Source organism: Proteus sp. fly-1089, assembly GCF_040138965.1.
Lineage (GTDB): Bacteria > Pseudomonadota > Gammaproteobacteria > Enterobacterales > Enterobacteriaceae > Proteus > Proteus vulgaris_B.
Genome location: NZ_JBEETS010000002.1, coordinates 176,781 through 203,745, shown reverse-complemented (window position 1 = coordinate 203,745; position 26,965 = coordinate 176,781). Strand labels below are relative to the sequence as shown.

Here is a 26,965-nt window from a genome sequence, read left to right as displayed (position 1 = left end):
AGAAGTAACAGTATATAGCATCTTCATCTCTGATTTTTTCTTACATTAAGTTTTATTCTTATTATCTGTAATAGTTAAAATAAATTTATTTATTCGTTTGTGTCATAAACCCTAAAACGGTTTATTTACGGCCTTATTTTCTCTAGAATATCCTTATTCCATTTTGATCATATTGAACTAAGCTTATTTTCTAATTCGAAGCGTGTGAGCAATACGTAGCGTTAGTAAGGCTTAGTTGAATAGCTATTTTCTGATTTCAGCTCAGTCAATGCTGAATAATGCAGTTGATAAAAGGTAATTCCCACTTATGACGTATGCATTGGAGTTAACGGAGTTAACGAAAACTTATCACAATGGCGTAAAAGCGCTAAAAGGAATTAATCTCACCGTGGAAGCGGGAGATTTTTATGCTTTATTAGGTCCTAATGGCGCAGGAAAATCGACCACCATTGGTATTATCAGCTCTTTAGTTAATAAGAGTAGTGGCAAAGTTAAAGTCTTTGGCTATGACACAGATACCGATATGGTTAATGCAAAGCGCCAGCTAGGGTTAGTGCCACAAGAGTTCAATTTCAACCCATTTGAAACCGTATTACAAATCGTCCTCAATCAAGCCGGTTATTATGGTGTTCCTCGTAAGTTAGCATTAGAACGTGCTGAAACCTATTTAACTCAGTTAGATTTATGGGAAAAACGTGATGATAGAGCCCGTTTTTTATCTGGGGGAATGAAGCGCCGTTTAATGATTGCTCGTGCATTAATGCATCAGCCAAAATTACTGATCCTTGATGAACCAACAGCAGGTGTTGATATTGAATTACGTCGCTCAATGTGGATGTTTTTAAAACAATTAAACACTGAAGGAACCACCATTATTTTAACGACACACTATTTAGAAGAAGCAGAAATGTTGTGTAGGAATATTGGTATTATTCAACGTGGTGAACTGGTCGAAAACACCAGTATGAAAGGCTTATTAAGTAAACTAGAGTCTGAAACCTTTATTTTAGATTTAGCACCAAAAAGTCCATTGCCTGAATTACAAAATTATCAATATCGTTTAATGGATACTTCAACATTAGAAGTCGATGTTAAAAGAGAACAAGGTTTAAATAGTGTTTTTGCTCAACTTAATACACAAGGTATTCAAGTGTTAAGTATGAGAAATAAAGCCAATCGCCTTGAAGAATTATTTGTTCATTTAGTTAATGAAGAGCATACAGTAGAAGGAGAGAGGGAATGATTCAGCTGTATTGGGTAGCCCTCAAAACAATTTGGATTAAAGAAGTTACCCGTTTTGGTCGTATTTGGATACAAACGTTAATTCCACCTGTAATAACTATGTCTCTCTATTTCGTTATTTTCGGTAACCTAATTGGTAAGCGAATTGGCGATATGGGTGGTGTTGATTATATGCAGTTTATTGTTCCTGGCCTGATTATGATGGCAGTAATAACAAACTCTTATGCCAATGTTTCCTCTTCATTTTTTGGTGCCAAGTTTCAGCGTAGTATCGAAGAGTTATTAGTTTCTCCGGTGCCAACGCATGTTGTTATTGCGGGCTTTGTGGGTGGTGGTGTGGCTCGTGGTGTTTGTGTCGGTATCTTAGTGACTCTAGTTTCGCTATTTTTTGTACCTTTAGAAATGCATTCTTGGACAATGGTCGTGGTGACATTGCTGATGACATCCATTGTGTTTTCACTTGCCGGATTGTTAAATGCAATCTTTGCGAAAACCTTTGATGATATCAGCATTATTCCAACGTTTGTTTTAACGCCTTTAACCTATTTAGGTGGTGTATTTTATTCACTTTCACTCTTACCTGAATTTTGGCAAGGTGTGTCAAAATTAAACCCTATTGTGTATATGATTAGTGGTTTTCGTTATGGCTTTTTGGGTATTACCGATGTTTCTTTAACGGTTACCATCAGTGTGTTGTGTCTTTTCATTGCCGTGTTTTATGTTATAGCATGGTACTTGATTGAAAAAGGCAGAGGTTTAAGAAGCTAATCAATAAAACGAAAATAATAGTTATAATGTTTGAAATCGGTATCTTAATTAGAGATACCGATTTTTTTTAACTGTTTTTTCAGCATAAATGTTAATTTTTCTTTAAATTGACGCTTTGCTATTAACAAAATGATTTTTCTTGTTTAGTATACTAAACACTTTGGTAGGGGATAGAAAGGAAATGTAATGACAACGGCAAGCCAAACAGGCAAAGCACCTGAGGCAATCTCTCGTAATAAGCTTTTATGTATCGCTGGTATGGGCTGGACTTTTGATGCAATGGATGTAGGGCTACTTGCTTTTTTGCTCACAGCATTAAAAGAAGATTGGGGATTAACTGCATCACAATTAGGCTGGATTGGTAGCGTAAACTCAATTGGAATGGCTGTCGGTGCTTTTGTATTTGGTATTATTGCAGATAGAAAAGGACGTAAACCCGTTTTTATCTTTACTTTGTTGCTGTTTAGCTTAGGTTGTGGATTAACTGCATTAGCAAGCTCTTTGATGGTGGTGCTTATTTTACGTTTCTTTATTGGAATGGGATTGGGTGGGGAATTACCTGTTGCTTCAACACTTGTCAGTGAAAGTGTTGAAACTCATGAGCGAGGTCGAATTGTTGTTTTATTAGAGAGTTTTTGGGCTGTCGGTTGGTTAATTGCGGCTTTGATTGCTTATTTTATTATTCCTGATTATGGCTGGCGTATGGCGATGTTATTAAGTGCATTACCAGCTGTATATGCTCTTTATTTACGATCAAAATTACCTGAACCAACTCCATCCCATATCTCACAGAAAAAAACACGCTTATCGATCCGTCAATCAATGGCATTAATTTGGTCACCTCAGTACCGACGTTCAACGCTAATGTTGTGGATCTTATGGTTCTGTGTCGTTTTTTCTTATTATGGTATTTTTTTATGGCTACCAAGTGTGGCTATGTTAAAAGGCTTTAGTTTAATAAAAAGCTTTCAATATGTGCTTATTATGACATTAGCACAGTTACCCGGTTATTTTACCGCTGCGTGGTTAATTGAACGTTATGGGCGAAAATTTGTGTTAGTCACTTATTTAGCAGGAACTGCTATTAGTGCCTATTATTTTAGTGTGGCTGATACCACGACAACGCTACTTATTTTTGGCATGTTACTGTCATTCTTTAATTTAGGGGCTTGGGGGGCTTTATATGCTTATACGCCAGAGCAATATCCTGATGGAATACGAGCAACAGGTGCAGGAACAGCAACAGCAATAGGGCGTATTGGTGGAATATTAGGGCCTTTAATGGTGGGATATTTAGTCCAATATCAATTTGAAATAAGCTCCATATTTCTTATTTTCAGTTTTTCAATTGTTATTGGGATATTGGCAGTGATGTTATTGGGTAAAGAGACAAAGAATAAACCGCTTAACTCAATTTAATCACACTTTATGTGGCTAAAAATACAGAAATCCCCTTACTTGTAATATGATAGCGATTAAGAATTTTATGAAGAAAGGGGATAAAAGATGTCTCATTATGATGAAGTGGTTAAACAGGTTGATGATGCTATTGCGACAACCAGTATTGAAACCATGAATGAACTTTTAGTGGAATTAGGTAAAGATAAAACGATTGAATTTCCATTACGTTATGAGCAACAAGAGCGTTTACGAACAGCTATTTTCCATCACGGCGAAAAACATCGCTAATCGGATTATGACTAAGAAATAAGTATTTAAAAAGCGTTTTAACCGTTTTAATAAACAGGTGTAAACGCTTTTTTCTTTTTATTGCATCGTATCATACGGATCAAAAAGTCTTTTTACCTTCAAGTACCGCAATTCTATTTTCAATGGATGGATGTGTTGAGAAAAATGAGTCTCCTTTATTAAAAATAAAGGCCGCTTTGCGATAAGCACGTCCCGTTGAACCATCTTCAAAACTTTCAGTGTTATGTTGTGCCGAAATTTTCTTTAGTGCATTAATCATTGCTTGATTATCTTGCGTTAAATCGACAGCGGCAGCATCAGCCATATATTCACGAGTACGAGATAAATAAAAATAAAGGACTTGGGTAATAATCGGTAAAACAAGGTTTAATACAATCAAAATAAGGCGAGCCTTGCTTGCTGCATCATTACCTTTTCCACCCCGGTTGCCTGATGCAATATATAAACGGCTACCAAAGATATTCGTAACCGTCAAAATAACGTTGGCTAAGATGCCAACATATAACGTTAGTCGTGAGTCACCATGAATAATATGCCCTGTTTCATGGGCTAATACTGCTTGCACTTCTTGGCGATTAAGGCGACTTAATAAGCCAGTGGTTACACCAATAAAGGCGTTTTTTTCAGACCAACCAGCTGCAAAAGCATTTGCTTCAGGTGTATCAAGAATATAGAGCTTAGGAATATAGCCTAGCGTGGCACTTAAACTAAGTTCTTCCACAATATTGAGCAATTGGCGCTCTTGTGCATTTACTGTTTCATCTGGGCTAATTAATTTAGCATTCATTCCTGTCAGCATGATTTTGTGCCCTTTAAAATGAATAAAAAGAAGCAATAAAATCGAGATAGCTAAAATAATGAGTGAAGCAATGGGAATAGATTGGAAAGTCAGAAATGCCAACATATTATCAGTGAGATCTAGATAAGGATTTGCTCCAATAGCTGTATCCACCAGCAAACCGATCATTAGCATTAATAGTAAATAAGTTGCTATAACAAAACGAGTTCGAATAGCATTTTTTCGTAGAACATTTCTGAAATCCATTGGTGACTCCAAACAGCACCGCTAAGTGCTGTTTTATCAATCAAGAAGGCATAAGTATCTTTTTATCACTTTAAAAATTAATCGAAATTAATGCGGCGAGCTTCTTCTGTTTTAATAGTTCCTTCATCAAGACGCCAGTACTCTTTATCAATAACTAAGCTTGGGAAAATCTTGACAATAAACACAGCAGGAATAGAAGCAATAAAAGCGCGATATTGTTCTAAAGTACGGTTATAACCGCGTTTTGCAAAAGAGAGTTTATTTTCCGTTGAAACAATCTCTTCTTGTAAATTTGCCATAATGGTATCGGATTTTAATTCAGGATAATTTTCAACCGCAACATTAATGGCACCACTTGAAACAATTTTTGATAATTCGTCTTCAGCTGCTTTGGCTTCTTTGCCATTGGCACTTTGAGTTTGTGTTCTTAATTCAGTGATTTTAGTAAATACGTCAGATTCATGGCTGAGATATTTTTTTACTGTAGCTAATAAGCTATCAAAGACTTTACCACGACGATCTAATTGTACCGAAATTTCGGTTTCACTTGAGATAACAGCTTCACGCATAGAAATAATACGGTTGTAATAATAAAAAATAAGACCCAATAACGCGATAGTAATAATTAATCCAGTCATGGTGAAGTGCTCTCTTTTCTAATCGTAAACAGGAAATTGTGTTAAATCTTTAATGTTAATTTTGCCTATTATTGATAAAGATAGCTAGATGATTATTTCATCAAAAACAAAAAGAACATGAATAAAGTAAAATTAATGATATTGATTGAGATAAAAAAATACCCCGAATAAATTCGAGGTAAAAATTAAAGGTAATGCTAGGGCAAATAAAAAATATCAAGTGAAACATAGGGGATGAATCTGAGTTAAATAATCGAGTTAACGAAACTATTTAACTCAGAGGTAAAACATTTAGAACCAAGGTGCTTGTGCCATTACGTTGCCATAAAACAGCATTCTTCCCGTGATTTCACCACTAAATAACATCAAAATAGTGATGATAGAGAGCGAAGTTTTGTTAAATGACGTGCTGTGAGACAAAGTAATAATGCAGATACCAATAATTAGACTAGCAATGACTTGCCACCATAATAATAAGCTTGCAACATCTGCACCGGGTACTTGTGTTCTCATAACCAAGCCTATGAGAACTAAGAATGCACCAACTAAGGTTCCTATTTTTAATGAGTTACTAATGGTTTTACCTTGTAAACGCAACCAAGGGATCATCGAGCCAAAACCAAGCAATAACGCTGTGCCAATAAAGCTAATTTGTGTTGCTGGTGTATGCCAAAGAGGATGAGCCTGCATTTGGTAGTAGATTTGTGCTGTAATCAAAATAACAGGTAAACCAATAACGCCACAAAACAACCCAAATAGACTATTACGGCGAATAGCATGAGGTTGTACCCAACTGGCTAGTGCCCATAATGAAATTAAGCCATTTAGCATCACAAAGGCAATTGCTTCGCGACTTAACCAAGAATGTGCAATACCTAATACTGAACGATAAGCACCGAGCGGATCACCTAAGTGTCCCATCGACATTGATGAACCCACAACTTCAATCAGCCAAATGAGTGCAATGGTTGTTCGTAATGCTTTGGTGTTTAGCATTGCAACATTTTGAGTTTGGTTTTGCCATTGATACAGTGAAAGTGCCAATACCGCACCAATACCCCATTGACTCATAACCGTAAACAGGACTAACGGCAGTTGATAATCATGCATGATTAATCCTCCATACCAATAATGACAATATTAGGATTACTGATGGTGTGATCAGGTACACCATAGCGTTTTTCTAATAAAGCCCAATTTGTCGTGTGTTTTTTACGTAGATCTTCAATTTCACCAAACTCAATAGCCCCAGTAGGACAAGATTCAACACAACGGGGTTTTAAGCCTTCATCAAGTCTATCCGCACACATATTGCATTTACTGGTTTTTCCTTCTACTGGATCATAAACCGGAGCGTTATAAGGGCACGCCATGATGCACATTTGGCAACCGATACATTTGTCATGATCTTGCACGACAATACCGTCTTCACGTTTGGTATAAGTGTCAGCAGGGCAAACTTTTAGGCACTGTGGATCGTCACAATGGTTACAAGACATGGTAATAAAAGCTTGTGCATTGGGTTGGTCTTCATTGAATTCGCGAACTCGACGCCACAACACACCTGGAGGCGTGACATTTTCAGATTTACAGGCCATCGAGCAAGTTCGGCAACCATAGCAATCTTTGGTATTTATTAGAAAACCATACTGTTTCTTCGCCATGATCAAGCCTCCCGTCTTACGTTAACTAAGGTGCTATTACAGCAATGGCCGTTACCTAAAGGTTCAACGTGGTCATTGGTAACATGGCTACTACTTCCGCCTTGTTGTTCCCACCATCCATTATCTAATGAAATAACGCCTTGCTTAATATGCGTGGTCACAACGGCAATCGCACGGTGCTCTCCTCGATCATTAAATGCAATAGCCCATTCACCATCTTTAATTCCTCTGGCTAAAGCATCATTAGGATGGATAAGAATATTAGGTTGATTACGCTGTACTTCTAAGATCCACTCATTCATACCATGGCTAGAGTGAACACTACGAGCGAGCTTGCGTTGCACCGCCATTAGTGGGTATTTTTTAGCAAGTTCAGGTGAGCCTTTTGTCGATTCTTTTACGGGATAATAGGTGACAATCGGAGAGAAGTTTTTATCCTGCCACTCTTCAATAAAGAAGTGTGCTTTTTTCGTTGAAGTACGGAAAATGCCATCTTTAAAAGGGATCCAGTCGCCTTCAACTGGGCGCACTGGGCCTTTTTCTAACATTTCACGTGTAATGCCGGAGCCTTTAAGACAAGCATCAATATAGTGTTCAATAGGTTGGTTGAAAACGTCACCAAAGCCAAAACGTTCGGCAAGACGAGCAAAGATCCAATAATCAGGTTTTGCATCTCCTGGTGGCTCAACCGCTTTTTCCATTAATTGTACATATTGACTACGAACACCTGCCATTAAACTGGTATCTTCAAAAATAGTCGTAACAGGGAGTACAAGATCGGCATAAAGTGCAGTGGATGACATCAAGTTATCAGCAACAACCACAAAAGGTACTTTTTTCAGTGCATTACGTACCATATTAGTGTTAGGAAGTTGCGTCATCACACCCATGGTCATGATCCACCAAAAATTAATTGGGTGTGGTCTTTCATTGACAATCCAATCACCCACTTTCGCAACAGGAATGGGTTTTATTGGTTTTGCGTTAGGTGCTGGTGGAATAATTGGACTAAATTTTGCCATTTGGCGAGCACCACCGGCATCACAAATTCCAGCACCTTTTTTACCGATATTGCCGGTTAATAATGCAAGATAAAATTGGCTAGCTGCAACATAAGCACCAAATTCGGTACGTTGAGCGCCGGACATATTTTGCACAATCATAGCGGGTTTGGTGGTGGCATAATCACGAGCTAAACGAATAATAGTTTCTTTCGGGATATCCGTTTCTTGACTGGTTTTTTCGACAGTCCAAGGTTGTGCTTGTTGGTAAATTTGCTCAAAGACAGTCACATAATCAGCATTAGTAGGTAGTTCATCATGAGTTAACGCAGGAATAATATTCGGTGTCTCATGGTGAACAAGTTGCTGACTTAAAGTATCAAAAACTAGATAACTATCTTGATCATCATCAGATTGACGTAATAGTTTTTGCTGTGAGTCAACAAGGTAGACGGCACCTGTGTGTGCACGTAAAAAAGGTTTATCAGTGAGATTTTCTTCAATGATAATTTTGATCATACCTAACGCAAGTGCCGTATCAGTACCAGGAACGATAGGGATCCACTCATCTGCTTTAGCGGCTGTTTCATTAAAGCGAGGATCAATAACCACCATTCTGGCGCCATTTCGACGAGCTTGGTTGTAATTTTTGAAATAGGCCTGCATCGTCACTGCGGGGTTATTACCCCAACAAAGGATATAGCGACTATCTTTTACCGTATCTCGGGTATCTGCGTAGCGTAGACCCACCATTGGGATCATTGCCGCTGTTACGGCAGAGCAACAAAGTGATCCCGCTTGTTTTGTGGAGCCACCTAAGTAATCGAAAAAGGCCTTACCCATATCATTTTTAATCGAGTCCATATTGCCGGCATGAGTAGAGATAAACAGTCCCTCATTACCAAACTTATCAATGGTTTCTCTGATGTTTTTTTCAATGAGATCAAGTGCTTCATCCCAACTAATGGGTTTGAATTCTGCTTTTCCTTTTTCACCGACACGCAATAAAGGTGTGGTTAAACGATCTTTGTGGTATACCCATTTGGTTCGGCTCATACCCCGTAAACAACATTTCACATTAAAGCCTTCAGTGGCTTCAACTTTGATAAGTTGCCCCTTATGTGTAAAAGCTGTTAGGTTACAGTGCAAACATTCCATCGCACAGGTTGAACGAAAGGTTTTATATTCGGATAATTTTATCCGTGGTTTCTGGTTAAATATGGGTTTATTTTCATTAACTAGACTGAACGCGTTAGGAGAAAGAGCTGCCACGCCAATGGCACCCATTCCTTTTAACAGCGTTCTTCTATTTAATTCCCACTTTTGATTTTTAGACATAGACATTCTCACGCACAAGAAAAGTTAACTATATATAAACTCAATTCATATATAGTTAACATTGAGGTAGATCATCTAAAAATAGACAAAGAAAATAATCGACAGAAAATAGCTAAAAAGCCATATTTAAAATAAGGTTTTAGTGAAATAAACTAGCAAAAATGACAAAAAAAGAATAATGGGATATCGTCATAAATCAAAATAAATAACGAATAGGTGTGAAATAAATAAATGCAGAATTCTCAAGGAGTTAACTCGGTTGATATTGCTATTACCATTCTCGAATTTATTGCATCGAATGGAGGTATCGCCCGATCGTCAGATATTGCAAAAGCCTGTTCGCTTTCAAAAAGTCGCTTACATAAATATTTAGTGTCACTTTGTCGCTCTGAAATGTTGTACCAAGAAAGCGGCGGAAGCCAGTATTGCTTGGGGAGTAAAATTCTTCTTTTAGCGCAGGCAACACCTAAGCCACAATCCATGGTGGATGAAATTAATCAGCTATTATGTGAGTTTAGAGATGAACATAATATGTCTACAGGATTAGTTATTGCGCAAGGCAATCAGCTTTTTTTAACGCGATATAATCGCAGTTTTAAACATGTTGATATTGATTTTTTACCCGATACACCTGTGCCTTATAAAATTAGTGCTGCGGGCTCTATTTTTGCTGTTTTTAGTAATTTAGAGATAGATGCGGGTTTATCAGAAAAACAGAAAAATACTATTCGCCAACAAGGTTTTGCTATTCGTCATGAACCGGCTGAAGGTATTCCTGGTGCACAATCCATTTCATGCCCTGTTTTTAATAAAAAAGGAGAAATGGTGGCAGCAGTATTAACGATGGGTTTTATTGAGTCTGAAAGACAAACTGAATTGGGTAATACACTTAAAGCTAAGATGACACGCTTTTCACGTTAATTGAGTGGAGTATTGAATTTAGGCATCTTGGCAGGAAAAGCCAAGTGCCTAATATGCAGAGAAGAATTAATCAAATAGCCCTTTTGCAAGGGTATCACCTTGGTGTGGGATGCCGGGTAATACAAAGTAGTATCCGCCACCAAAAGGTTTGATATAGCGCTCTAATGGTTCACCATCTAAGCGTTTTTGGGTATCAATAAAGCCTTTTTTAAGGTTATTTTGAAATGAGATAAAAATCAGTCCCATATCTAATTGACCTGAAGGTGTTAAACCTAATGAATAGCTGTAACTACGTCGGCGTAGTTTGGCGCTATAACGTTCTGGATTTCTTGGCTCTGCTCTTCGCATATGAGAGTCAAACAGCACTCGGTCACCATGAGGATCTTTTTCAAACTGTGGATCGTCCATTTCCTGCTTCATTCCAATTGGCGCACCCGTTGATCGATGACGGCCAAAATTATTCTCTTGATCTTCAAGCGGTGTTCTATCCCAAAATTCCAATGCAAACCGAATAAGACGCACTGCTTGATAGCTTCCGCCTAAACACCATTGTGGCTCTTTTTGTTCTTCTGTGATCCAGACTAGCGAGTCCATCAGGTTATTATCAGATGAAGGCGCGTTCCCTGAGCCATCTTTAAAACCAAAAAGGTTAATCGGCGTTTGATGATTATCAATATCGCGAGCAGGAAGAAAACCATCAATTTTCCACACCGCATAAACTTGACCAGAAAGATATTTTAAAATATCTCTTAACGCATAAATGACACTTTCTTGGCTATTAGCACAAAACTGGAGTAGAACATCGCCACCACACCATTTTGGATCTAATCGATCATTAGGAAAGGGTTTCATGGGCTCTAAGCGTTTGGGTTTTTTAGGCTGAAAACCAAAACGATTATCAAAAAAGCTATCACCTAACGCGACAGTAATGGTTAATTCATCTGGGTGTAATTGAGTGCCCAGAATACCAGACTCAGCAGGAGGAAGATGTGGATTTGCTCTCTGCTCTAGCTCACGAGGTTGCGTTAAAAAAGCAATTCGTTGTGTCAGAGTTGCGAATATTTTTTTTACTTCCTCAACAGTAGTGACTGTTAGATTAAGAGCAATAAATGAGGCGTGTTTTTGTTCTGGAGTAATAACGCCTGCTTGGTGTTTACCTAAATAAGCAATCGTACGTTGATAACGGGGCACAGATGAAGCACTTTGTTTTTGTTGTGCATTAGCCCCTATACTGGCGAGTAATAAGCTTCCACCTAACCATTTTAACGTTGTACGTTTATCGAGGTTAACTGGACTTTTTAATAACGGTTTAAAGAGAGTTTTATTTTTCATCACTTGCTTCTTTATAGTGATAGTAAACATCAATATCGAGCGTGCTACGTAAATTCGCCACTTGCTCTGCTAATTGTGTTACTTGAGAGAAAAGCCAGCTTTTTTCTGTTTCAGGAAGCGCATTTAAAGGCTGGAATAAACCTTCATCACGCTGGTATTTTAAAAGCAGAGCACCAATATCATTATATTGCTTGATCAGAGATTGATATTCAGTAGGGGGAATATGTTCGGATAAGCTCTCCACTATTAAGCGTGATCCGGATAAATTTGCATAACTATCACCTAGATCGCTATTTGAGTATTGGTTTTCAATCCCTGCTAATTTGTCCGTTAAAATAAACTCCAAGCTATCCCCCGCCGATTGGACTAATTTGGGGATTGGGATATCTTCAATGGCTAAACGTTTTTTTAGATCACTAATGCCTCTTAATAGCGCTTTTGCGGACTCTGTAGCTTTTTGCGTATCTTTTAATTTAAAGAGTTGATATTCAATTAAATGAAATCCTGAAAAACGCGATGAGTTTTCTCTTTCAATAAAGAAATCAGCTCGATTATTTAATAAACGTTCGCTTGATCCAAAAAGCGCAATAATAGGGCGAATAACTTCATAGTGATAATGCGCTTGTTGATAGGCATTTTGAGCATTAATAAGCTGATTTTTTTCGCTATTTACTATTAATTTATTGAGTGCTTTTTCAACTTGAGTTAATTGCTCAACAGCCTTTTCTCGGTACATTAAAATATCAGTTTTAAATTTTTCAGGAGTAGGAATATCTCCTTTTGCAACGATGATATTTTCGCTATCTTGAATAATTCCTTGAATGATTTTTTCAGCGTAAATAGGTAGAGAAAACAGCAAAATAAAGAAAAAAACAGTAATATTTCTTCTTTTAAATTTTGTGTTATTTCGCATGCTGAGTACCTCGCTTAAATAACAGTGCAACAATCACCCAGTAGACAATAAACGTCACCACGCTTAAACCAATGGGTTGAGAGCGATAAGCGAAGAATGATACTAAGAAATTACCAAAGACACTCGAGTCATCCAGAATGTGGCTAATATCCCAAAGCGGATATATCAAGAAATCAGGTAATTCAAAATCCATTTCAATGAGTAGATTTGCAATTTCTTCTACGGCTTTTAAGAGCAAAGAAACGGCAAGGAATAGCAGTAAAAATCCCGTTACAGTAAAGAAATAACGCCATGAAATAACTTTTGACGTCAGTAAAAATAGCCATAGAGTGAATGCTGCGACAAGTAAGCCAATAAAGACTTCAATAAAGAAAGGCAGTGCTGTTTGTGCATTGAGAGCCATAATATGGCTAGAGAGGAAGACAACAACTTCACTGCCTTCTCTGGCAATTGCAATGGCAATAATCAGTAAAATACCCCATGCACTTTGTTGCTGTGTTTTTTGTGTGAGTTCATTTTCTATGTTGGTTTTTAGTGACTTTCCTTGCCCATTCATCCAATAAACCATTTGAACAATAAGCACACAGGCGAGGATCTCCATTGCGATCATAAATAGAGATTGCCACATATCTTCCAGTGAACTAAATACACCATAAATGCTCAGAGCCAAGATAACAGCAAGAAATAGTCCAAATATAACGCCACTCCACAAGTATTTCATACCTTGTTTTGGCGCTGGAGAGCGCTTTATCCAAGCATAAATAATACCAATTACCAGTAGCGCTTCAAAACTTTCTCGCCAGACAACAAACAGAACTTGTCCCATATTTACTCTGCCTTTTCAGTTGCAACAATTTCACCTTGAGGGTGAGAAAGGTGAAAATCATCAAAGAAGGTGTAACGACCGGGTTTTAGTGGTGCTATCACAACGACAGAATTTGCGCCAGGAGCTAATACTTTTTCTTTACGTAACTGTGTACTTTCAAATTCAACAGGGCTGGTGCCTGTATTACGGATTTTTATTCTAATGGGGGTTTTGGCAGGTACTTCAAGTACTTGAGGAATAAGCTCGCCGTCTTTCATTTCTAATTCAACAGTAAATTTCTCAGCAGCAAAAACAGAGCTTGTTATCATTAATAGCAGTAATAACGTGTATTTATAGAGATGTTTCATCATCAGCGTTTCACTTAAAAAAAGAGAAAAAGGATAAACTCAATTTTATTGAGCTTATCCGTTATCAAGCTAATTAATAACTACCTTTACGACCTGTGCCGCTATAGGTGAAATCCCATGAAACTTCAAAGGGTTCAAACCAAGGTGCAACACCGGTTTCTTTGTCAATATGGCGACCAAATGTAATATCTTTATTGTATGAAGGTGGGTAAATTTTATAAGTAACATTATATTGGCCATTACCATCGAGTTTCAGATTCTCGCCATAGTGAGGACCATCATTAGCCACCATTGCCATAAAAACGCCTTGCTGTTTTTTCGCTGGCGCATCTGATTTTGTCACGGTGTATTCAACAGTGAGGTAAGGGATCCAGTCACCTTCTGCAAAGCCATTAGGATTGTCTTCTGTAGCATGGATATCGGCTTCTAAATGGATATCGGCTTTATCAGCCGCGAGATGGCTCATTGCATGATGACCTTCTTCGGTATCCATAGTGATAGGTTGAAGGTAAACCCCCTGAATTTCCATACCATTTTTAATAATAGGATGACCTACAGGGTACTCTAGAGCAAAAGCCGAGGTTGAGAGAAACGATAATGCAGTAAGAGAGAGTGCATAGCGATATTTCATGTTTAACCCTTATTTCAAATGATAATTGTTATTATTCTTAATTAGGTTAACACAATTTGTATTAAAGAGAGGAGATAATCTATACGAAAAATATCGCTTAAGTTACGAAAAAAACAGTGAAAAATGTATTAACATTTTATTTTATAAAAGAAAAAAATTTGTTGGTTTAAATATAAAAGATAAATAGAATTGATAACTCAAAGTAATTATACTCATTATGATTATCAAATTAAGAGTGATATATGGAAACCTTATTTATCTTAATAAAAAGATAAAATAGAAGATTTCCATACCAAGAATATTAAATTTGGCTTTGAGCACTCCAAAATTGTTTGGATTGTGTCAGTGCGATAGCAGAAACTTGCTCTTCATTAGGGGGTAAAAAAAACGCTGGTGTCACTTTTAGCTCTTGAGCAATATGAAAGAGCATATCAACATCAATTTTACATAGCCCATTCTCATATCGTGAAAATTGTTGCTGGCTAATACCCACTCGTTCAGCGACAACCTTTGCTGATAAGCGAAGTTGCTGGCGTTGTTTACGAATTTTATGCCCAATAATTTGAGAAATGGGATAAATCTTTGACATTAGTGACCTCATTCTTCCTATCAACCACCAATAATATTCAATAATTCGAATATCAAGTTTCTGTGATGGATCTTCAAAGTAAACAAGCACTCCGGCTTGAATGAGTAAAATCCATTCTATAGTGTTATCGGTTAATAGGCGGAATTATTTATACCCGTCAGGCTATAAGATGATAATAATTTTTATTAAACTATTTTGATATCATTCTTTTTTCTAGCAGGAAAATCGAGAAAAATTTGATAAACAGTGCTATATATTGTCAAAATGCCATTTTATCCATTATTTGTGCTCGCATTTATGATTGATAAAGAGTAAATAATGAAACTATAACAAAAAAGATAAAGCCCTCTTTGACTGTGTTTATACTCGAAAATACCTTTTATATATTTTTTATGATGGGTTATTTTTGAGTTTTTTTTTATTTGGCCCAATTTTTCTTCTTAAATAGCTTTAAAGCGACATACCTCTTTTTACTTTATCGAAATTACTAAAATTACATTCACTTCGAATAGTCCATGGCGTTAATATTGTTATCTATAATACTTAGGTAGATTATAAGTATTACAGGTAATTATCTATTTATCGTCAAGGTCGAGATTATGAATGTAAAAGATATCATTCGTCATGAACCATTTGGAACATTGCTAGGTTATGCGCCTGGTGGTGTCGCGATTTACTCTTCAGATTACAGTAGTATCGATAAAGAAGACTATGCTGCTAATGATTCATTCCGTAGTTATATTGGTAATGAATATATGGGACACAAGTGGCAGTGTGTTGAATTTGCTCGTCGTTTCCTTTATCTGCATTACGGCGCTGTATTTACTGATGTGGGAATGGCTTATGAGATTTTTTCATTGCGTTTTTTACGTAAAACTATTGATGACGATATATTGCCTCTCCAAGCGTTTGCTAATGGCGGTAAGCAGGCACCAGCTGTTGGTGCTTTGCTGATTTGGCAAGAAGGTGGTGAGTTTAAAGTGACCGGTCATGTTGCAGTGATCACTGAAGTGCTCGAAGATAAAATCCGTATTGCAGAACAAAATGTTATCCATACTAGATTACCAGCAGGCCAGCAATGGACACGAGAATTACCGCTTCGCGTCAGTGATGACGGCTACTTTATTCAAGATACTTTTGAGAACACAACGCTTTTAGGTTGGATGATCCAAACTGAACCTAATGCTTATAGTCTTCCTGAGCCTAAAATCACACCTGAACTATTAAATATTCATGCCGAAAAACTTGAAAATAAAGGTCAATTCGATGGGAAATGGCTAGATGAGAGCTCGCCATTAGAGAAAGCTTATATCTATGCGCAACATGGTCATATTATCAATCAAGATAGTTACGAATATTTTACCATTTCAGAAAGTGCAGAGCAGGAGCTTATTCGCGCAAGTAATGAAATGCATTTGATGTATTTGCATGCAACTGAAAAAGTGTTGAAAGATGATAATTTACTGCGTTTATTCGATATCCCTGAAGTTCTATGGCCTCGCATTCGTTTGTCATGGCAAAACAGACGTCATCAAATGATCACGGGACGATTAGATTTTTGTATGGATGAACGTGGTGTCAAAGTTTATGAATATAATGCAGACTCAGCCTCTTGCCATACAGAAGCTGGCTTAATCATCGAAAAATGGGCACAGAAAGGTGGAATTAAAGAGGGATTTAACCCCGGCGAACGATTACTTGATGCATTAGCCGATGCTTGGAAACATTGTGATGCAAAACCTTTTGTACATATTCTTCAAGATGATGATAGTGAAGAAGATTATCATGCTCTCTTTATGCAACAATCACTGACCCAAGCAGGTTATAACAGTAAAATTCTACGTGGATTAGATGAGCTTCATTGGAATAGTCGCGGTCAATTGATTGATGCAGACAAACGCGTTGTTGAGTGTGTCTGGAAAACATGGGCTTGGGAAACGGCATTAGATCAACTAAGAGAAGAGAGTGAGCAACAAGCACTGATCCCTATTCGTACAGGGCATCCTGAAGACGAAGTCCGTTTGGTCGATGTACTTTTACGTCCTGAAATTACCGTTTTTGAGCCACTTTGGACACTTATCCCAAGTAATAAAGCCATTTTACCGATTTTATGGCAACTGTTCCCTGATAATCCTTATTTGCTAGATACGGATTTTAAAGTGACTCCTCATCTTGCACAAAGTGGTTATGCAGTTAAACCAATAGCGGGACGTTGTGGTAGTAACATTGGCTTAGTTGATCATAAAGAAAATGTGTTAGATGAAACCCAAGGTCAATTTGATCACCAAGAAAATATTTATCAGGAATTATGGTGTTTACCGAAAGTCGCAAACCGTTATATTCAAGTTTGCACCTTTACAGTCGGTGGACATTACGGTGGTTGTTGTTTACGTTCTGATCCTACACTAGTCATTAAAAAAGAGAGTGATATAGAACCGTTGATCGTGGTTGAAGATAAATACTTTTTAACTAAATAAGATCACGTTTAGAATTAAGAAATAATAGACCCGCCTAATTGGCGGGTTTATTTTAAAAATAACCAGAATGCTTAGTGAGAAATAGAATGATACAAAAATTTGAAACGCTTAGTGAGTTATTAGCAGCGCTTTCAACACTTGAATCTAATGAGTGGATTTATACGGAAATTGCAACTTGGAATAGTGATCCTAATCAGGCGATTTTTTATTATATTCCTTGGGATTATCTTCAAGAATTACCTGATGATGAGATTTACCTTGATGATGAAGATCTGGAAATGCCAAAAATTGTTAAAGATAAAAATTTACGAGGCTGGATGGTGATTTGTGATTTGGCATTATTCTATCAAGTTCAACAAGTCGAAAAAAAAACCTTACAGTGGGTTATTGAAGAAATTAACTATTATCGTGAATATGATGCTTTTCGGTGTTTGAGTTAGATGTTGCTTTAGCAATAATTATCAAGTAATAAACTATAATTATTTGATAATTAATGATTTATTTGTGATTTTTTTGTTTTAATAAAGAATGTTTTCAATGTTAGGCCAATCATCAGCATAATGATCTGTCATTAATAAAAAACATTCAGCCACGGCACGGTTTAAAGATTTATGTTCAACGGTATCATTTTCTATTGAAATGACAGACCACACTTTGTTTTCTTGATGATAAGAGCATGACATTTCACAATCTTCTAATAAGGAAAGTGCATCATCAGCATTTTTGAGTAGATCAAATAGTGCGCCATCGGGATCTAAAGAGCTCCAAACTTTTTCGGTTTCTGTATCAAATTCGATTTCATAACCATAACGGCGATAGATAGCTGTTAGGTTTATTTGAAAATCTGTGTAGTGACTATAACGATGGATCGGTGGCTGGTAGGTATCTGGCTCTTGGGCTTTTCGATTATTTTTATAGTCTTGAATTTGTTTTTCTCGAGCTTGAGCTCGTTGATAGCCCTCGTCACCAAATTCTAAAATACGTGCTTTGCGATAAACGTCACTAAAATCTAGTACCGCAGCACCATAATAAAGCCCTTCATCTGTTTTCAGATCCATTAAGTCAACTAAGATATAACGTTTATTCTCAGTGAGTTGTTCTTTATTTCTGATGGATAAACCAGCATATTCTGCAATAGCGACTATCTGTTGTGTTGAAAATGTCATCTCTTTCATAGGGTTTTCCTTAAAAAATTACATGCTTTCCTTGATCTGTTTTTTCAGCCACTGAATGAAAAGCTGTACTTTGGCATTATTCTTTTCGTTTCGAGTGACAAGGTAATAACGCTGAGCACAAAAAAGCTCACTATTATTAAAAGGGATAATTAATTCCTTATTGGCCAGTTGTTTCTGTACTAAACGTTTTCTTCCCATCGCGACGCCAGAGTGATTAACGGCAGCAATCACTGCAAGATCAGAACGATCAAAACAGATATTACTGCGATTAGGGAAAAGTGAAAGCTCCATATGCTCACTCCAAGCTCTCCATTCATCAAAATCAGAATTGTTACTCCATGCTTGTCTATCATGTAGCAAAGTGCAATTAGAGAGATGATGAATATTATTTGTAAGCTCATGTTTTTTAGCGTACTCAGGGCTGCATACCGGAATAATCGATTCTGAAATTAAGTCTTCGCAATAAAGATTTTGTAGTTGCTTATCATCAAAATAGATTGCGAGATCAATACCATAGCCTCGAAAGTTAATGTCATCATTTCCTGTGAGCAGATTCAATTCAATGGAGGGGTAACGCTCAGTAAAATCTGAAATACGAGGAACTAACCAACATTGGGCAATAGAAGGACGTGAATAAACGGTAAGTACACCAGAGATTTCTTGGTTATGGATATCTAAAATTTCTTGGTTAATGTCTTCTAACGTTTTTTTAAGTGCCCAATAAATACGTTCACCTTCTTCTGTTAGTTCAATTCGGCGATGAAAGCGGTTAAATAACTTAATGCCTAATTCTTCTTCTAGTGTATTAATACGATGGCTAATAGCACTGGGAGTTAATGATAGCTCTTCTGCTGCTAAAGCAAATGAAAGGTGACGACCTGTTGCTTCAAAAGTGTGAAGTCTGGCTAATTGATAACTAGATAATCGTTTATTTCTTAAAATCACGCTAGAAGATTCAAACATTCTTTTATTCTCATTTTATTATTGATAGTAACGTTAGTTAACAATCAAGGTAATGTTAAGATGAAATACCATGCTATCACTCATCAAAATGTGATTATTTGTGGATAAGATCACTTATTTGAGTTAATTGAATTCATCTTAGTGTAAATTTTCATCATTTGTAAGTATCGAATGATTAATATTCAATATGTTTAACAATAAATAAAAGATTTGGGATGGATATATGGATTCAACATTATGGGTACTAGGTACTCTTATAATTAGTATCTTGCTCATTGTTTTTACTATAATAAAACTTAAGTTTCACCCATTTTTAGCCTTACTATTGGCCAGCTTCTTTGTAGGCACTGCAATGAAGATGAACCCTTTAGAAATGGTGAATGCGATTGAAAATGGTATTGGCGGTACACTCGGATTTTTAGCAGCAATTATCGGTTTAGGTACTATTTTAGGTAAAATGATGGAAATATCAGGTGCCGCAGAACGCATCGGTATTACATTGCAAAAGTGCCGTTGGTTATCTCCAGACGTTATTATGGTATTAGTTGGTCTTATTTGTGGTATTACACTTTTTGTTGAAGTTGGTGTGGTATTACTTATTCCACTTGCTTTCTCAATTGCGAAAAAAACAAATACATCATTATTAAAATTAGCCATTCCTTTATGTACGGCATTAATGGCCGTTCATTGTATTGTTCCTCCTCATCCAGCCGCGCTGTTTGTTACTAATGAATTAGGCGCAGATATGGGAACCGTGATTGTTGCCGGACTTGCGGTTGGTTTAGTAGCTTCATTAGTCGGTGGTCCGTTATTTTTAAAAGTATTAGGTGAGCGTTTGCCGTTTAAAACTGTACCTGAAGAATTTTCAGATATGGAAGTGCGTGAAGAAAAAGATTTGCCTTCGCTCGGTGCCACTCTCTTTACGGTATTATTGCCAATTGTTCTGATGCTGATAAAAACAGCCGCAGAATTAAATATGACAAAAGGCACTTCGCTTTATACTGCATTACAGTTTATTGGTAACCCAATTACTGCGATGTTTATTGCTGCTTTTGTCGCTTATTATGTTTTAGGTATTCGCCGTAATATGGGTATGAATATCTTATTAAAGAAAACAGAAGATAGTTTTAGCTCTATTGCCAATATCTTATTAATCATTGGTGCTGGTGGTGCTTTTAATGGTATTTTAAAAGGCAGTGGTTTAAGTGAATCTTTAGCGTTAATTCTTTCTAACTTGGACATGCATCCTATTTTATTGGCTTGGTTGGTTGCCATTATCCTTCATGCTGCTGTTGGTTCTGCAACGGTTGCAATGATGGGAGCTACTGCAATTGTTGCACCATTAATGCCTTTATACCCAGACATTAGCCCTGAAATTATTACCTTAGCAATTGGTTCAGGTGCTATTGGTTGTACCATCGTCACAGACTCACTGTTTTGGTTAGTGAAACAGTATTGTAATGCAACTTTAAGTGAAACTTTTCGTTTTTACAGCGTCGCGACCTTTATTGCCTCCTTTGTCGCATTAGGCGGTACATTTATGCTTTCTTTTGTCATATAAAAGAGAACGACTATGAGCCATATAGATATAAATAAACTAATAAGTAATTTTCCACTAGTTCGTGACTTAGTGGACTTAAAAGAAGTGGTTTGGTTTAACCCAAAGGTGACCACCACTGACCAGGGACTTCCATATGTTGGTTTAACGCAAGATGACGTAATTGATGCACAAGCACGGTTACAACGTTTTGCACCTTATTTAGCTAAAGCATTTCCAGAAACGGCGATTACTCAAGGAATTATCGAATCAGAAGTGGTTGATATTCCTAAGATGAAAATTGCTCTTGAAAAGCGTTATAACACAACCATTTGCGGTCAGTTGCGTTTGAAAAAGGATAGCCATTTACCAATTTCAGGCTCAATTAAAGCACGAGGTGGAATTTATGAAGTATTAACGCACGCTGAGAAATTGGCAATAAACGCGGGATTACTGAATACAGATGATAATTATGAAAAATTATTCTCTGATGAATTCCGTAAATTCTTTAGCCAATACAGCATCGCGGTTGGTTCAACAGGCAACTTAGGTATGTCTATTGGGATCATGAGTGCGAAATTAGGCTTTAGTGTAAGCGTTCATATGTCTGCTGATGCACGTCAGTGGAAAAAAGACAAATTACGCTCCCATGGCGTTAATGTTGTTGAATATGAACAAGATTACAGTATTGCTGTAGAAGAAGGCCGTAAAGAAGCAGAAAAAGATCCTAACTGCTTCTTTATTGATGATGAAAATTCAAAAACCTTGTTCTTGGGTTATGCCGTTGCCGGATTACGTTTGAAACGTCAATTTGAAGAGCAAGGTGTTCGTGTTGATAGTGAACATCCTCTGTTTGTTTATTTGCCTTGTGGTGTTGGTGGTGGTCCTGGTGGTGTTGCGTTTGGGCTAAAACTGGCATTTGGTGATGCAGTGCATTGTTTATTTGCTGAGCCAACACATTCACCTTGTATGTTATTGGGCGTTTATACCCAGTTACATGAAGGTATTTCAGTACAAGAAATTGGCATCGACAACGTGACTGCCGCTGACGGTTTGGCTGTTGGTCGCGCATCAGGCTTCGTGGGGCGTGCAATGGAGCGCTTAATTGATGGTTATTACACTATTGATGATCAAGAGCTTTATGATTTGCTAAGTCTGTTAAATAAAGAAGAAGGCATTAAGTTAGAACCTTCGGCATTAGCAGGAATGGCGGGAGCTGTACACGTCACTCAAGCTAAAGATTATCTGCAAGATTTATCACTAGACAGTCAAAAAATGCAAAATGCAACGCATTTAGTCTGGGCCACAGGTGGTGGCATGGTTCCTGCGGATGAAATGCAAAAATATCTCGCTCAAGGAAAATAGAGCGTAGATCTGGGGCGATAAGGTTTGCCTTTATCGTTCCATATAAAATAAAAGGGAGTAGTGCGAGTATCCAATAATTATTATATAAAACAATAATATAGTAACAATGGATTAAACCAAGTGTTACATCAAACATTCACACCAGGATGTCGCACCAGGGGAAAATGTCGTAGTATTATAATCATAAAAAAAGAGGCACCCATAGGGTGCCTCACTTATATCTACCGCTTTAAATATTAAATTTATTCTAAAATAAACATGCCATAAGGATGAATTTGGAGATAATAACTGTCACCTACATTTGGTTGAAGCTGTGTGGCATTGACTTGTAATAGTAAAGTCTGATTTTGCCATTCGACGGTTACCTCATACTGAGGTCCCATATAAGCCACATGCACTATTTTACATTGCTGGCAGGCATCGCCTTGTTGAGATAAGGTGATAGCTTCGGGTCTAACTCCAACTCTAACGTCTGTTTTAGTGGTATTAAATGTATCTGGCTTTGGTAGGCGATATTGGAAGATATCAACATAATCAGCGCCTAACGTGGCTGGGAATAAGTTTGCATCACCCATAAAGCTGGCCATAAATTCAGAAGCCGGTTGGCGATAAAGAGTTTGTGGTGAACCTAATTGCATTATCTTACCTTTATTCATCACCAATACCATGTCAGAAACCGCAAAAGCTTCACTTTGGTCATGGGTTACATAAAGAGAAGTGATATTAAACTGTTGTTGTAATTCACGAATTTTCTCTCTCATACTACGACGCAAGTTCGCATCAAGGTTACTGAGTGGTTCATCAAAAAGCAGCACTTTCGGCTTTAAAATTAACGCACGAGCTAATGCAACACGTTGTTGTTGACCGCCTGAAATTTGGTCAACAAAACGATCTTCAAAGCCGGCTAAATCCACCAGCTCTAAGGCTTCAGTTACTCGTTGTTTGATTTCTGCTTTCGGACGCCCGAGCATTTTTAAGCCATAACCAATGTTTTCCCCTAATGACATATGAGGGAAAAGGGCATAAGACTGAAACACCATACAGATATCGCGTTGTTGAATTGAGCGTTCAGTGACATCTTCACCATCAATAAAAATCTTACCTTCTGTTGGTTTTTCTAACCCGGCCACTAAACGTAAAACAGTTGTTTTACCACAACCAGAAGGTCCTAATAATGAAACCATTTTACCTTGTGGAATAGACAAGCTGAGATCTTCAATAACTGTGTTAGAGCCAAAGCGCTTAATGACATTTTTCAGTTCAACGAAATGTTGTTGTGTCATGATTGATACTCCGTATTACTGTGCATTCTTGGCTTTAGAGCGTGAAACACGGGCTTCGCCAATCAAATAGTCAAATAAGAAAATAATTGCCAACATAACGACGATTAAAATCGAGCCGTAGGCAATTGCGACGCCGTATTCACCATCTTCAACACGGTTTAAAATATAAGCAGTTGCAACACGCGTATCGGGTGTAACAAGGAAGACGATGGCACTGACTGTGGTAATGGCACGCACAAAGCTATAAATCAGCGCAGACAAAATAGCTGGGCGCAATAGCGGTAATAGCACATAGAAAATCGTTCTCATTGAATTTGCTCTTAAGCTTAAAGAGGCTTCATCAAGTGATTTGTCAATTTGCCCTAATCCCGCAATACCTGCACGTATCCCTACTGGCACATTACGCATTGTCATAGAGATAATCACAATCGCCGCAGTGCCCGTTAAATAGAACGGTGAGTCGTTAAACGCAAGAATATAAGAGACACCCGCAACAGTTCCCGGCACAGCGAAACAAAGCATGGTTGTGAACTCAATACTTTTCTTACCTTTAAAGTCTTGGCGCACAACGATATAGGCGATTAGCAATCCAAGAATGGCTGTAATAGGTGCTGCAATACCCGCATATAACAAGGTATCCAATAATGAAGGCCATGCTCCATCACTCATTCCTTGACCAAATAACTTGATAAAGTTATCAAGGGTTAAGGTGTAATCAACACCCCAGTTAACGGTAAAACTACCATAGAAAATACTGCCATATAACAAGATATTAAAGACAACCCAAATGCCAAGAACAGTTGTTACAAATGCAATTAATGACGATGGTAAAGGTTGAACATCACCACGATAGGATTTCCCTGATACGGTGACGTAAGAGCGTTTACCAATCCACATATACTGCACACAGAACACTAATAGTGAGAAAACTAAGAGTGACGCACCTAATGTACTGGCTGATTGATAATCTAGTTGAGAGCCGGTGATATAGAAATAAATCTGTGTGGCGATAACATCAAAGTTACCCCCTAAAACCAATGGGTTACTAAAGTCAGCAAGAGATTGCACAATCACAATTAAAAACGCATTAGCTAATGCGGGTTTAAGTAACGGCATAAAGACGTTAAAGAAGGTTTGATAACGGTTAGCTCTTAATGTGTAAGACGCCTCTTCTAATGAAGGATGAATGGTTTTAATAGCACCGTCTAAAATCATAAACGACATTGGGGTAAAGGCGAGAACTTGAGCCAACCAAATTCCTGTAAAACCGTATAACCAGTTGGTATTTTCAAGCCCAGCGTAAGTGGCAAGAAACTCTGTCACATAACCAGAGCGCCCCATCATAAGTGTGACCCCTAAACCGACAACAAAAGGAGGCGTTACGATAGGTAAGATAGAAAATACGCGACCAATAATGGCAGAGCGTACCGCAATACGAGATGTATAAATTGCTAGAATTAAACCAAAGAAAGTACAACCTATGCCCACAGCAATAGAGAGCATTATGGAGTTGAGCATCACTTGTACAATATGAGCTTGGCTTAAGATAGCAATAAATTCAAATGGAGCGAAATTGCCTGCGCTATCTTTAAACATTGGAATAAAAATAGCGATGCTAGGAAAGATAATAAAGGCGCCAATCAGAGCAACAACGGCTATCAAAGAGCCAATAACAAAGCTATCACCGCCAAGCCATTCCAAGCGTGTTAAGGCGGTTTTCATGATCATTCCCAGAGAAATAAAGAGGATGATCGCAGAATAACCTAAACCTCGTCCTTCAAACGTTGCACTAACTATTGTAATAACAGCACAAAATAAGGCAAAACCGGCATCAAAATAGTGGCGAGAGCGATTTTCACGCTTAGGTTCGTTTAATGAACGAAAGAGCAGTAAACTCGGTAATACAAACCAGAGCCAACTGATATTGACGCTACTCCAACCGTAATAGGTGAGTAATTCATCTGCTGTAGAATCTAAAAGACCGTAATCAAGGCTCCATGACGGCAGTAATGCAAAAGCCATCCAAGCAATTAGGACCCATAAAAATATGGGGTCCCGCCTCTTTTTTTCAGGTAAAGCGAGTGTGTGAGACATAAATCCCCCGAGAGTAAATATATTTATTATTATGTGAAAAAGAGAGCGAGAGGTTATCTCGCTCTATTAATGGGCTATTTACCCATTTTTACTTCGGTAACCCACTTATTAATCAGTTCTTTACGTACTTCACTATCGCCATATTTATCCATGTCGTAGTTGATGAGTTTTAAGTCTGATAATTTCAGTGCCATTGGTGAAGATTCAGCCGAGGTATTGGTTAGAATTTGGTAAGATTTACCTTCTTTCCAACTAATTTCTTGCGCTTCTTTTGAGAGTGTCCAATCTACAAATAATTTAGCATTATCCATATTACGGGCATTTTTGATGATACTGACACCACCGATTTCATAGCCTGTACCTTCACAAGGTGAAATCAATTCAAGTGGTGCGCCATTTTCAACTTCTAATGAGTAATCATGTAAGAAACCAATACCAATGGCTGCTTCACCACGGGCTGCATTTCGTGCTGGGGCAATACCTGATTTTGTGTATTGAGAGATGTTGGTGTTGATTTTCTTTAGATAATCAAAGGCTTGTTCAGTACCCCATAACTGGTCGAAGGTTGCTAGTGCGGTATAAGCAGTTCCTGAACTTTGTGGATCGGCGATTTGAATTTCACCTTTATATTCAGGTTTGATTAAATCTTTCCAACAAGTTGGAATAGCAATTCCTTTTTCCTTTAAGCGATCTTTATTAACGCCGAAGCCTAAGATACCGACATAAACCGCAGAAGAGTAGTTACCTTTGCGTTTAGCGGGATCACGAAATTGTGGCATGATTTGATCGAGATTAGGTGAAACATAAGGCTCTAGCAGATCCATTTCACCCGCTTGTGAGTGAGGATCCATTGTACCGCCATACCAAACGTCAGCTTGTGGATTACGTTTTTCAGCTTCGATTTTGGCTAAAGTACTCCCCGAACCATTACGAACGAAGGTCGTTTTAACATCATATTTTTCGGCAAAGGCTTTTGTTTCAGCTTCACACATTGCATTTGTCGCACTACAGTAAACCACTAAGCGACCGGCAGCGTGGGTTGATAAGCTAACAGCAGAAAGTGCCAGACCAGTAGCAACAAGTGTAGAGAGGGTTTTCAATTTCAT

At 37.7% G+C, this 26,965-nt stretch carries 25 protein-coding genes; 9 read left to right on the top strand and 16 right to left on the bottom strand.

Features of this window, described 5'->3' with window-relative positions:
* Positions 1 to 307: 307 nt before the first annotated feature.
* The 4 genes from ABN080_RS07470 (at position 308) to ABN080_RS07455 (ending at position 3,699) form a co-directional block, all read left to right on the top strand.
* On the top strand, positions 308 to 1,243 hold the full coding sequence (locus tag ABN080_RS07470) for an ABC transporter ATP-binding protein (protein ID WP_349440742.1): 936 nt from the start codon (positions 308 to 310) through the stop codon (positions 1,241 to 1,243).
* Entirely contained in the window at positions 1,240 to 2,010 is a 771-nt protein-coding gene (locus ABN080_RS07465; RefSeq protein WP_072070987.1) for an ABC transporter permease, read from the top strand. The genes ABN080_RS07470 and ABN080_RS07465 overlap by 4 nt, the downstream gene beginning before the upstream one ends.
* A gap of 186 nt (positions 2,011 to 2,196) precedes the next feature.
* Positions 2,197 to 3,429, top strand: a complete 1,233-nt coding sequence (locus ABN080_RS07460; RefSeq protein WP_349440741.1) for an MFS transporter — start codon at positions 2,197 to 2,199, stop codon at positions 3,427 to 3,429.
* Positions 3,430 to 3,516: 87 nt separating this feature from the next.
* Positions 3,517 to 3,699, top strand: a complete 183-nt coding sequence (locus tag ABN080_RS07455; protein ID WP_109407946.1) for a DUF2526 family protein — start codon at positions 3,517 to 3,519, stop codon at positions 3,697 to 3,699.
* A gap of 100 nt (positions 3,700 to 3,799) precedes the next feature.
* Here ABN080_RS07455 and htpX read toward each other — a convergent pair whose 3' ends face one another.
* The 5 genes from htpX to ABN080_RS07430 all read right to left on the bottom strand — a co-directional run bounded on the left by htpX (position 3,800) and on the right by ABN080_RS07430 (position 9,406).
* On the bottom strand, positions 3,800 to 4,765 hold the full coding sequence (gene htpX / locus ABN080_RS07450; RefSeq protein ID WP_349440740.1) for a zinc metalloprotease HtpX: 966 nt from the start codon (positions 4,763 to 4,765) through the stop codon (positions 3,800 to 3,802).
* 77 nt (positions 4,766 to 4,842) lie between these two features.
* On the bottom strand, positions 4,843 to 5,403 hold the full coding sequence (locus ABN080_RS07445) for a LemA family protein (RefSeq protein ID WP_072070983.1): 561 nt from the start codon (positions 5,401 to 5,403) through the stop codon (positions 4,843 to 4,845).
* 291 nt (positions 5,404 to 5,694) lie between these two features.
* Positions 5,695 to 6,513, bottom strand: coding sequence for a dimethyl sulfoxide reductase anchor subunit family protein (locus ABN080_RS07440; protein WP_349440739.1), 819 nt, complete (start codon positions 6,511 to 6,513; stop codon positions 5,695 to 5,697).
* A 2-nt stretch (positions 6,514 to 6,515) separates the two neighbouring features.
* Entirely contained in the window at positions 6,516 to 7,067 is a 552-nt protein-coding gene (locus ABN080_RS07435) for a 4Fe-4S dicluster domain-containing protein (protein WP_072070981.1), read from the bottom strand.
* 2 nt (positions 7,068 to 7,069) lie between these two features.
* Positions 7,070 to 9,406: a molybdopterin-containing oxidoreductase family protein gene (locus ABN080_RS07430; protein ID WP_197269518.1), complete on the bottom strand. Its 2,337-nt coding sequence runs from the start codon at positions 9,404 to 9,406 to the stop codon at positions 7,070 to 7,072.
* Positions 9,407 to 9,637: 231 nt separating this feature from the next.
* Between ABN080_RS07430 and ABN080_RS07425 the strand changes: the two genes are divergently transcribed.
* A complete protein-coding gene (locus ABN080_RS07425; protein WP_196553583.1) occupies positions 9,638 to 10,327 on the top strand; it encodes an IclR family transcriptional regulator in 690 nt (229 codons plus the stop codon).
* Positions 10,328 to 10,393: 66 nt separating this feature from the next.
* Here ABN080_RS07425 and efeB read toward each other — a convergent pair whose 3' ends face one another.
* The 6 genes from efeB to ABN080_RS07395 form a co-directional block, all read right to left on the bottom strand.
* Positions 10,394 to 11,659 (bottom strand): iron uptake transporter deferrochelatase/peroxidase subunit, encoded by a 1,266-nt coding sequence (gene efeB, locus ABN080_RS07420; protein WP_349440738.1) that lies wholly within the window; start codon positions 11,657 to 11,659, stop codon positions 10,394 to 10,396.
* Positions 11,649 to 12,572: an EfeM/EfeO family lipoprotein gene (locus tag ABN080_RS07415; protein ID WP_196553585.1), complete on the bottom strand. Its 924-nt coding sequence runs from the start codon at positions 12,570 to 12,572 to the stop codon at positions 11,649 to 11,651. The genes efeB and ABN080_RS07415 overlap by 11 nt, the downstream gene beginning before the upstream one ends.
* Positions 12,562 to 13,398 carry an FTR1 family protein gene (locus tag ABN080_RS07410; protein WP_196553586.1) on the bottom strand — a complete coding sequence of 279 codons (837 nt, stop codon included), beginning with the start codon at positions 13,396 to 13,398 and terminating at the stop codon, positions 12,562 to 12,564. Before ABN080_RS07410 ends, ABN080_RS07415 begins: the two co-directional genes overlap by 11 nt.
* Before the next feature lie 2 nt (positions 13,399 to 13,400).
* On the bottom strand, positions 13,401 to 13,748 hold the full coding sequence (locus ABN080_RS07405) for a cupredoxin domain-containing protein (RefSeq protein WP_072070975.1): 348 nt from the start codon (positions 13,746 to 13,748) through the stop codon (positions 13,401 to 13,403).
* A gap of 70 nt (positions 13,749 to 13,818) precedes the next feature.
* Positions 13,819 to 14,376: an iron transporter gene (locus ABN080_RS07400; RefSeq protein WP_115350423.1), complete on the bottom strand. Its 558-nt coding sequence runs from the start codon at positions 14,374 to 14,376 to the stop codon at positions 13,819 to 13,821.
* Positions 14,377 to 14,677: 301 nt separating this feature from the next.
* Positions 14,678 to 14,965 carry a helix-turn-helix domain-containing protein gene (locus ABN080_RS07395; RefSeq protein WP_036932801.1) on the bottom strand — a complete coding sequence of 96 codons (288 nt, stop codon included), beginning with the start codon at positions 14,963 to 14,965 and terminating at the stop codon, positions 14,678 to 14,680.
* A 599-nt stretch (positions 14,966 to 15,564) separates the two neighbouring features.
* On the opposite strand from ABN080_RS07395, the gene gss reads away from it, so the two are divergent.
* Together gss and ABN080_RS07385 are read left to right on the top strand one after the other, a co-directional pair.
* Positions 15,565 to 17,442: a bifunctional glutathionylspermidine amidase/synthase gene (gene gss, locus ABN080_RS07390; RefSeq protein WP_349440737.1), complete on the top strand. Its 1,878-nt coding sequence runs from the start codon at positions 15,565 to 15,567 to the stop codon at positions 17,440 to 17,442.
* A gap of 86 nt (positions 17,443 to 17,528) precedes the next feature.
* The gene (locus ABN080_RS07385) at positions 17,529 to 17,882 is read left to right on the top strand and encodes a hypothetical protein (protein ID WP_349440736.1); all 354 of its coding nucleotides are present in this window, start codon (positions 17,529 to 17,531) and stop codon (positions 17,880 to 17,882) included.
* Between the two features lie 78 nt (positions 17,883 to 17,960).
* Here ABN080_RS07385 and ABN080_RS07380 read toward each other — a convergent pair whose 3' ends face one another.
* Entirely contained in the window at positions 17,961 to 18,617 is a 657-nt protein-coding gene (locus tag ABN080_RS07380) for a hypothetical protein (RefSeq protein WP_349440735.1), read from the bottom strand.
* An 18-nt stretch (positions 18,618 to 18,635) separates the two neighbouring features.
* On the bottom strand, positions 18,636 to 19,580 hold the full coding sequence (gene dsdC / locus ABN080_RS07375) for a DNA-binding transcriptional regulator DsdC (protein WP_349440734.1): 945 nt from the start codon (positions 19,578 to 19,580) through the stop codon (positions 18,636 to 18,638).
* A gap of 223 nt (positions 19,581 to 19,803) precedes the next feature.
* On the opposite strand from dsdC, the gene dsdX reads away from it, so the two are divergent.
* On the top strand, positions 19,804 to 21,141 hold the full coding sequence (dsdX, locus tag ABN080_RS07370) for a D-serine transporter DsdX (RefSeq protein WP_349440733.1): 1,338 nt from the start codon (positions 19,804 to 19,806) through the stop codon (positions 21,139 to 21,141).
* 12 nt (positions 21,142 to 21,153) lie between these two features.
* Complete coding sequence (dsdA, locus tag ABN080_RS07365; RefSeq protein WP_349440732.1) at positions 21,154 to 22,482, top strand: D-serine ammonia-lyase; 1,329 nt, start codon at positions 21,154 to 21,156, stop codon at positions 22,480 to 22,482.
* A gap of 242 nt (positions 22,483 to 22,724) precedes the next feature.
* On the opposite strand, the gene fbpC is transcribed toward dsdA, so the two are convergent.
* From fbpC to ABN080_RS07350, 3 genes are all read right to left on the bottom strand, one after another.
* On the bottom strand, positions 22,725 to 23,765 hold the full coding sequence (gene fbpC / locus ABN080_RS07360; RefSeq protein WP_072070967.1) for a ferric ABC transporter ATP-binding protein: 1,041 nt from the start codon (positions 23,763 to 23,765) through the stop codon (positions 22,725 to 22,727).
* A gap of 15 nt (positions 23,766 to 23,780) precedes the next feature.
* Positions 23,781 to 25,859, bottom strand: a complete 2,079-nt coding sequence (locus ABN080_RS07355) for an ABC transporter permease (RefSeq protein ID WP_349440731.1) — start codon at positions 25,857 to 25,859, stop codon at positions 23,781 to 23,783.
* Between the two features lie 74 nt (positions 25,860 to 25,933).
* Positions 25,934 to 26,965 (bottom strand): ABC transporter substrate-binding protein, encoded by a 1,032-nt coding sequence (locus tag ABN080_RS07350; protein ID WP_023580795.1) that lies wholly within the window; start codon positions 26,963 to 26,965, stop codon positions 25,934 to 25,936.

Excerpts from the sequence above, each read along its gene's own strand:
- ABN080_RS07470 (WP_349440742.1), top strand. The coding sequence starts at position 308 with ATGACGTATGCATTGGAGTTAACGGAGTTAACGAAAACTTATCACAAT.
- ABN080_RS07465 (WP_072070987.1), top strand. The coding sequence starts at position 1,240 with ATGATTCAGCTGTATTGGGTAGCCCTCAAAACAATTTGGATTAAAGAA.
- ABN080_RS07460 (WP_349440741.1), top strand. The coding sequence starts at position 2,197 with ATGACAACGGCAAGCCAAACAGGCAAAGCACCTGAGGCAATCTCTCGT.
- ABN080_RS07455 (WP_109407946.1), top strand. The coding sequence starts at position 3,517 with ATGTCTCATTATGATGAAGTGGTTAAACAGGTTGATGATGCTATTGCG.
- htpX (WP_349440740.1), bottom strand. The coding sequence starts at position 4,765 with ATGGATTTCAGAAATGTTCTACGAAAAAATGCTATTCGAACTCGTTTT.
- ABN080_RS07445 (WP_072070983.1), bottom strand. The coding sequence starts at position 5,403 with ATGACTGGATTAATTATTACTATCGCGTTATTGGGTCTTATTTTTTAT.
- ABN080_RS07440 (WP_349440739.1), bottom strand. The coding sequence starts at position 6,513 with ATGCATGATTATCAACTGCCGTTAGTCCTGTTTACGGTTATGAGTCAA.
- ABN080_RS07435 (WP_072070981.1), bottom strand. The coding sequence starts at position 7,067 with ATGGCGAAGAAACAGTATGGTTTTCTAATAAATACCAAAGATTGCTAT.
- ABN080_RS07430 (WP_197269518.1), bottom strand. The coding sequence starts at position 9,406 with ATGTCTAAAAATCAAAAGTGGGAATTAAATAGAAGAACGCTGTTAAAA.
- ABN080_RS07425 (WP_196553583.1), top strand. The coding sequence starts at position 9,638 with ATGCAGAATTCTCAAGGAGTTAACTCGGTTGATATTGCTATTACCATT.
- efeB (WP_349440738.1), bottom strand. The coding sequence starts at position 11,659 with ATGAAAAATAAAACTCTCTTTAAACCGTTATTAAAAAGTCCAGTTAAC.
- ABN080_RS07415 (WP_196553585.1), bottom strand. The coding sequence starts at position 12,572 with ATGCGAAATAACACAAAATTTAAAAGAAGAAATATTACTGTTTTTTTC.
- ABN080_RS07410 (WP_196553586.1), bottom strand. The coding sequence starts at position 13,398 with ATGGGACAAGTTCTGTTTGTTGTCTGGCGAGAAAGTTTTGAAGCGCTA.
- ABN080_RS07405 (WP_072070975.1), bottom strand. The coding sequence starts at position 13,748 with ATGATGAAACATCTCTATAAATACACGTTATTACTGCTATTAATGATA.
- ABN080_RS07400 (WP_115350423.1), bottom strand. The coding sequence starts at position 14,376 with ATGAAATATCGCTATGCACTCTCTCTTACTGCATTATCGTTTCTCTCA.
- ABN080_RS07395 (WP_036932801.1), bottom strand. The coding sequence starts at position 14,965 with ATGTCAAAGATTTATCCCATTTCTCAAATTATTGGGCATAAAATTCGT.
- gss (WP_349440737.1), top strand. The coding sequence starts at position 15,565 with ATGAATGTAAAAGATATCATTCGTCATGAACCATTTGGAACATTGCTA.
- ABN080_RS07385 (WP_349440736.1), top strand. The coding sequence starts at position 17,529 with ATGATACAAAAATTTGAAACGCTTAGTGAGTTATTAGCAGCGCTTTCA.
- ABN080_RS07380 (WP_349440735.1), bottom strand. The coding sequence starts at position 18,617 with ATGAAAGAGATGACATTTTCAACACAACAGATAGTCGCTATTGCAGAA.
- dsdC (WP_349440734.1), bottom strand. The coding sequence starts at position 19,580 with ATGTTTGAATCTTCTAGCGTGATTTTAAGAAATAAACGATTATCTAGT.
- dsdX (WP_349440733.1), top strand. The coding sequence starts at position 19,804 with ATGGATTCAACATTATGGGTACTAGGTACTCTTATAATTAGTATCTTG.
- dsdA (WP_349440732.1), top strand. The coding sequence starts at position 21,154 with ATGAGCCATATAGATATAAATAAACTAATAAGTAATTTTCCACTAGTT.
- fbpC (WP_072070967.1), bottom strand. The coding sequence starts at position 23,765 with ATGACACAACAACATTTCGTTGAACTGAAAAATGTCATTAAGCGCTTT.
- ABN080_RS07355 (WP_349440731.1), bottom strand. The coding sequence starts at position 25,859 with ATGTCTCACACACTCGCTTTACCTGAAAAAAAGAGGCGGGACCCCATA.
- ABN080_RS07350 (WP_023580795.1), bottom strand. The coding sequence starts at position 26,965 with ATGAAATTGAAAACCCTCTCTACACTTGTTGCTACTGGTCTGGCACTT.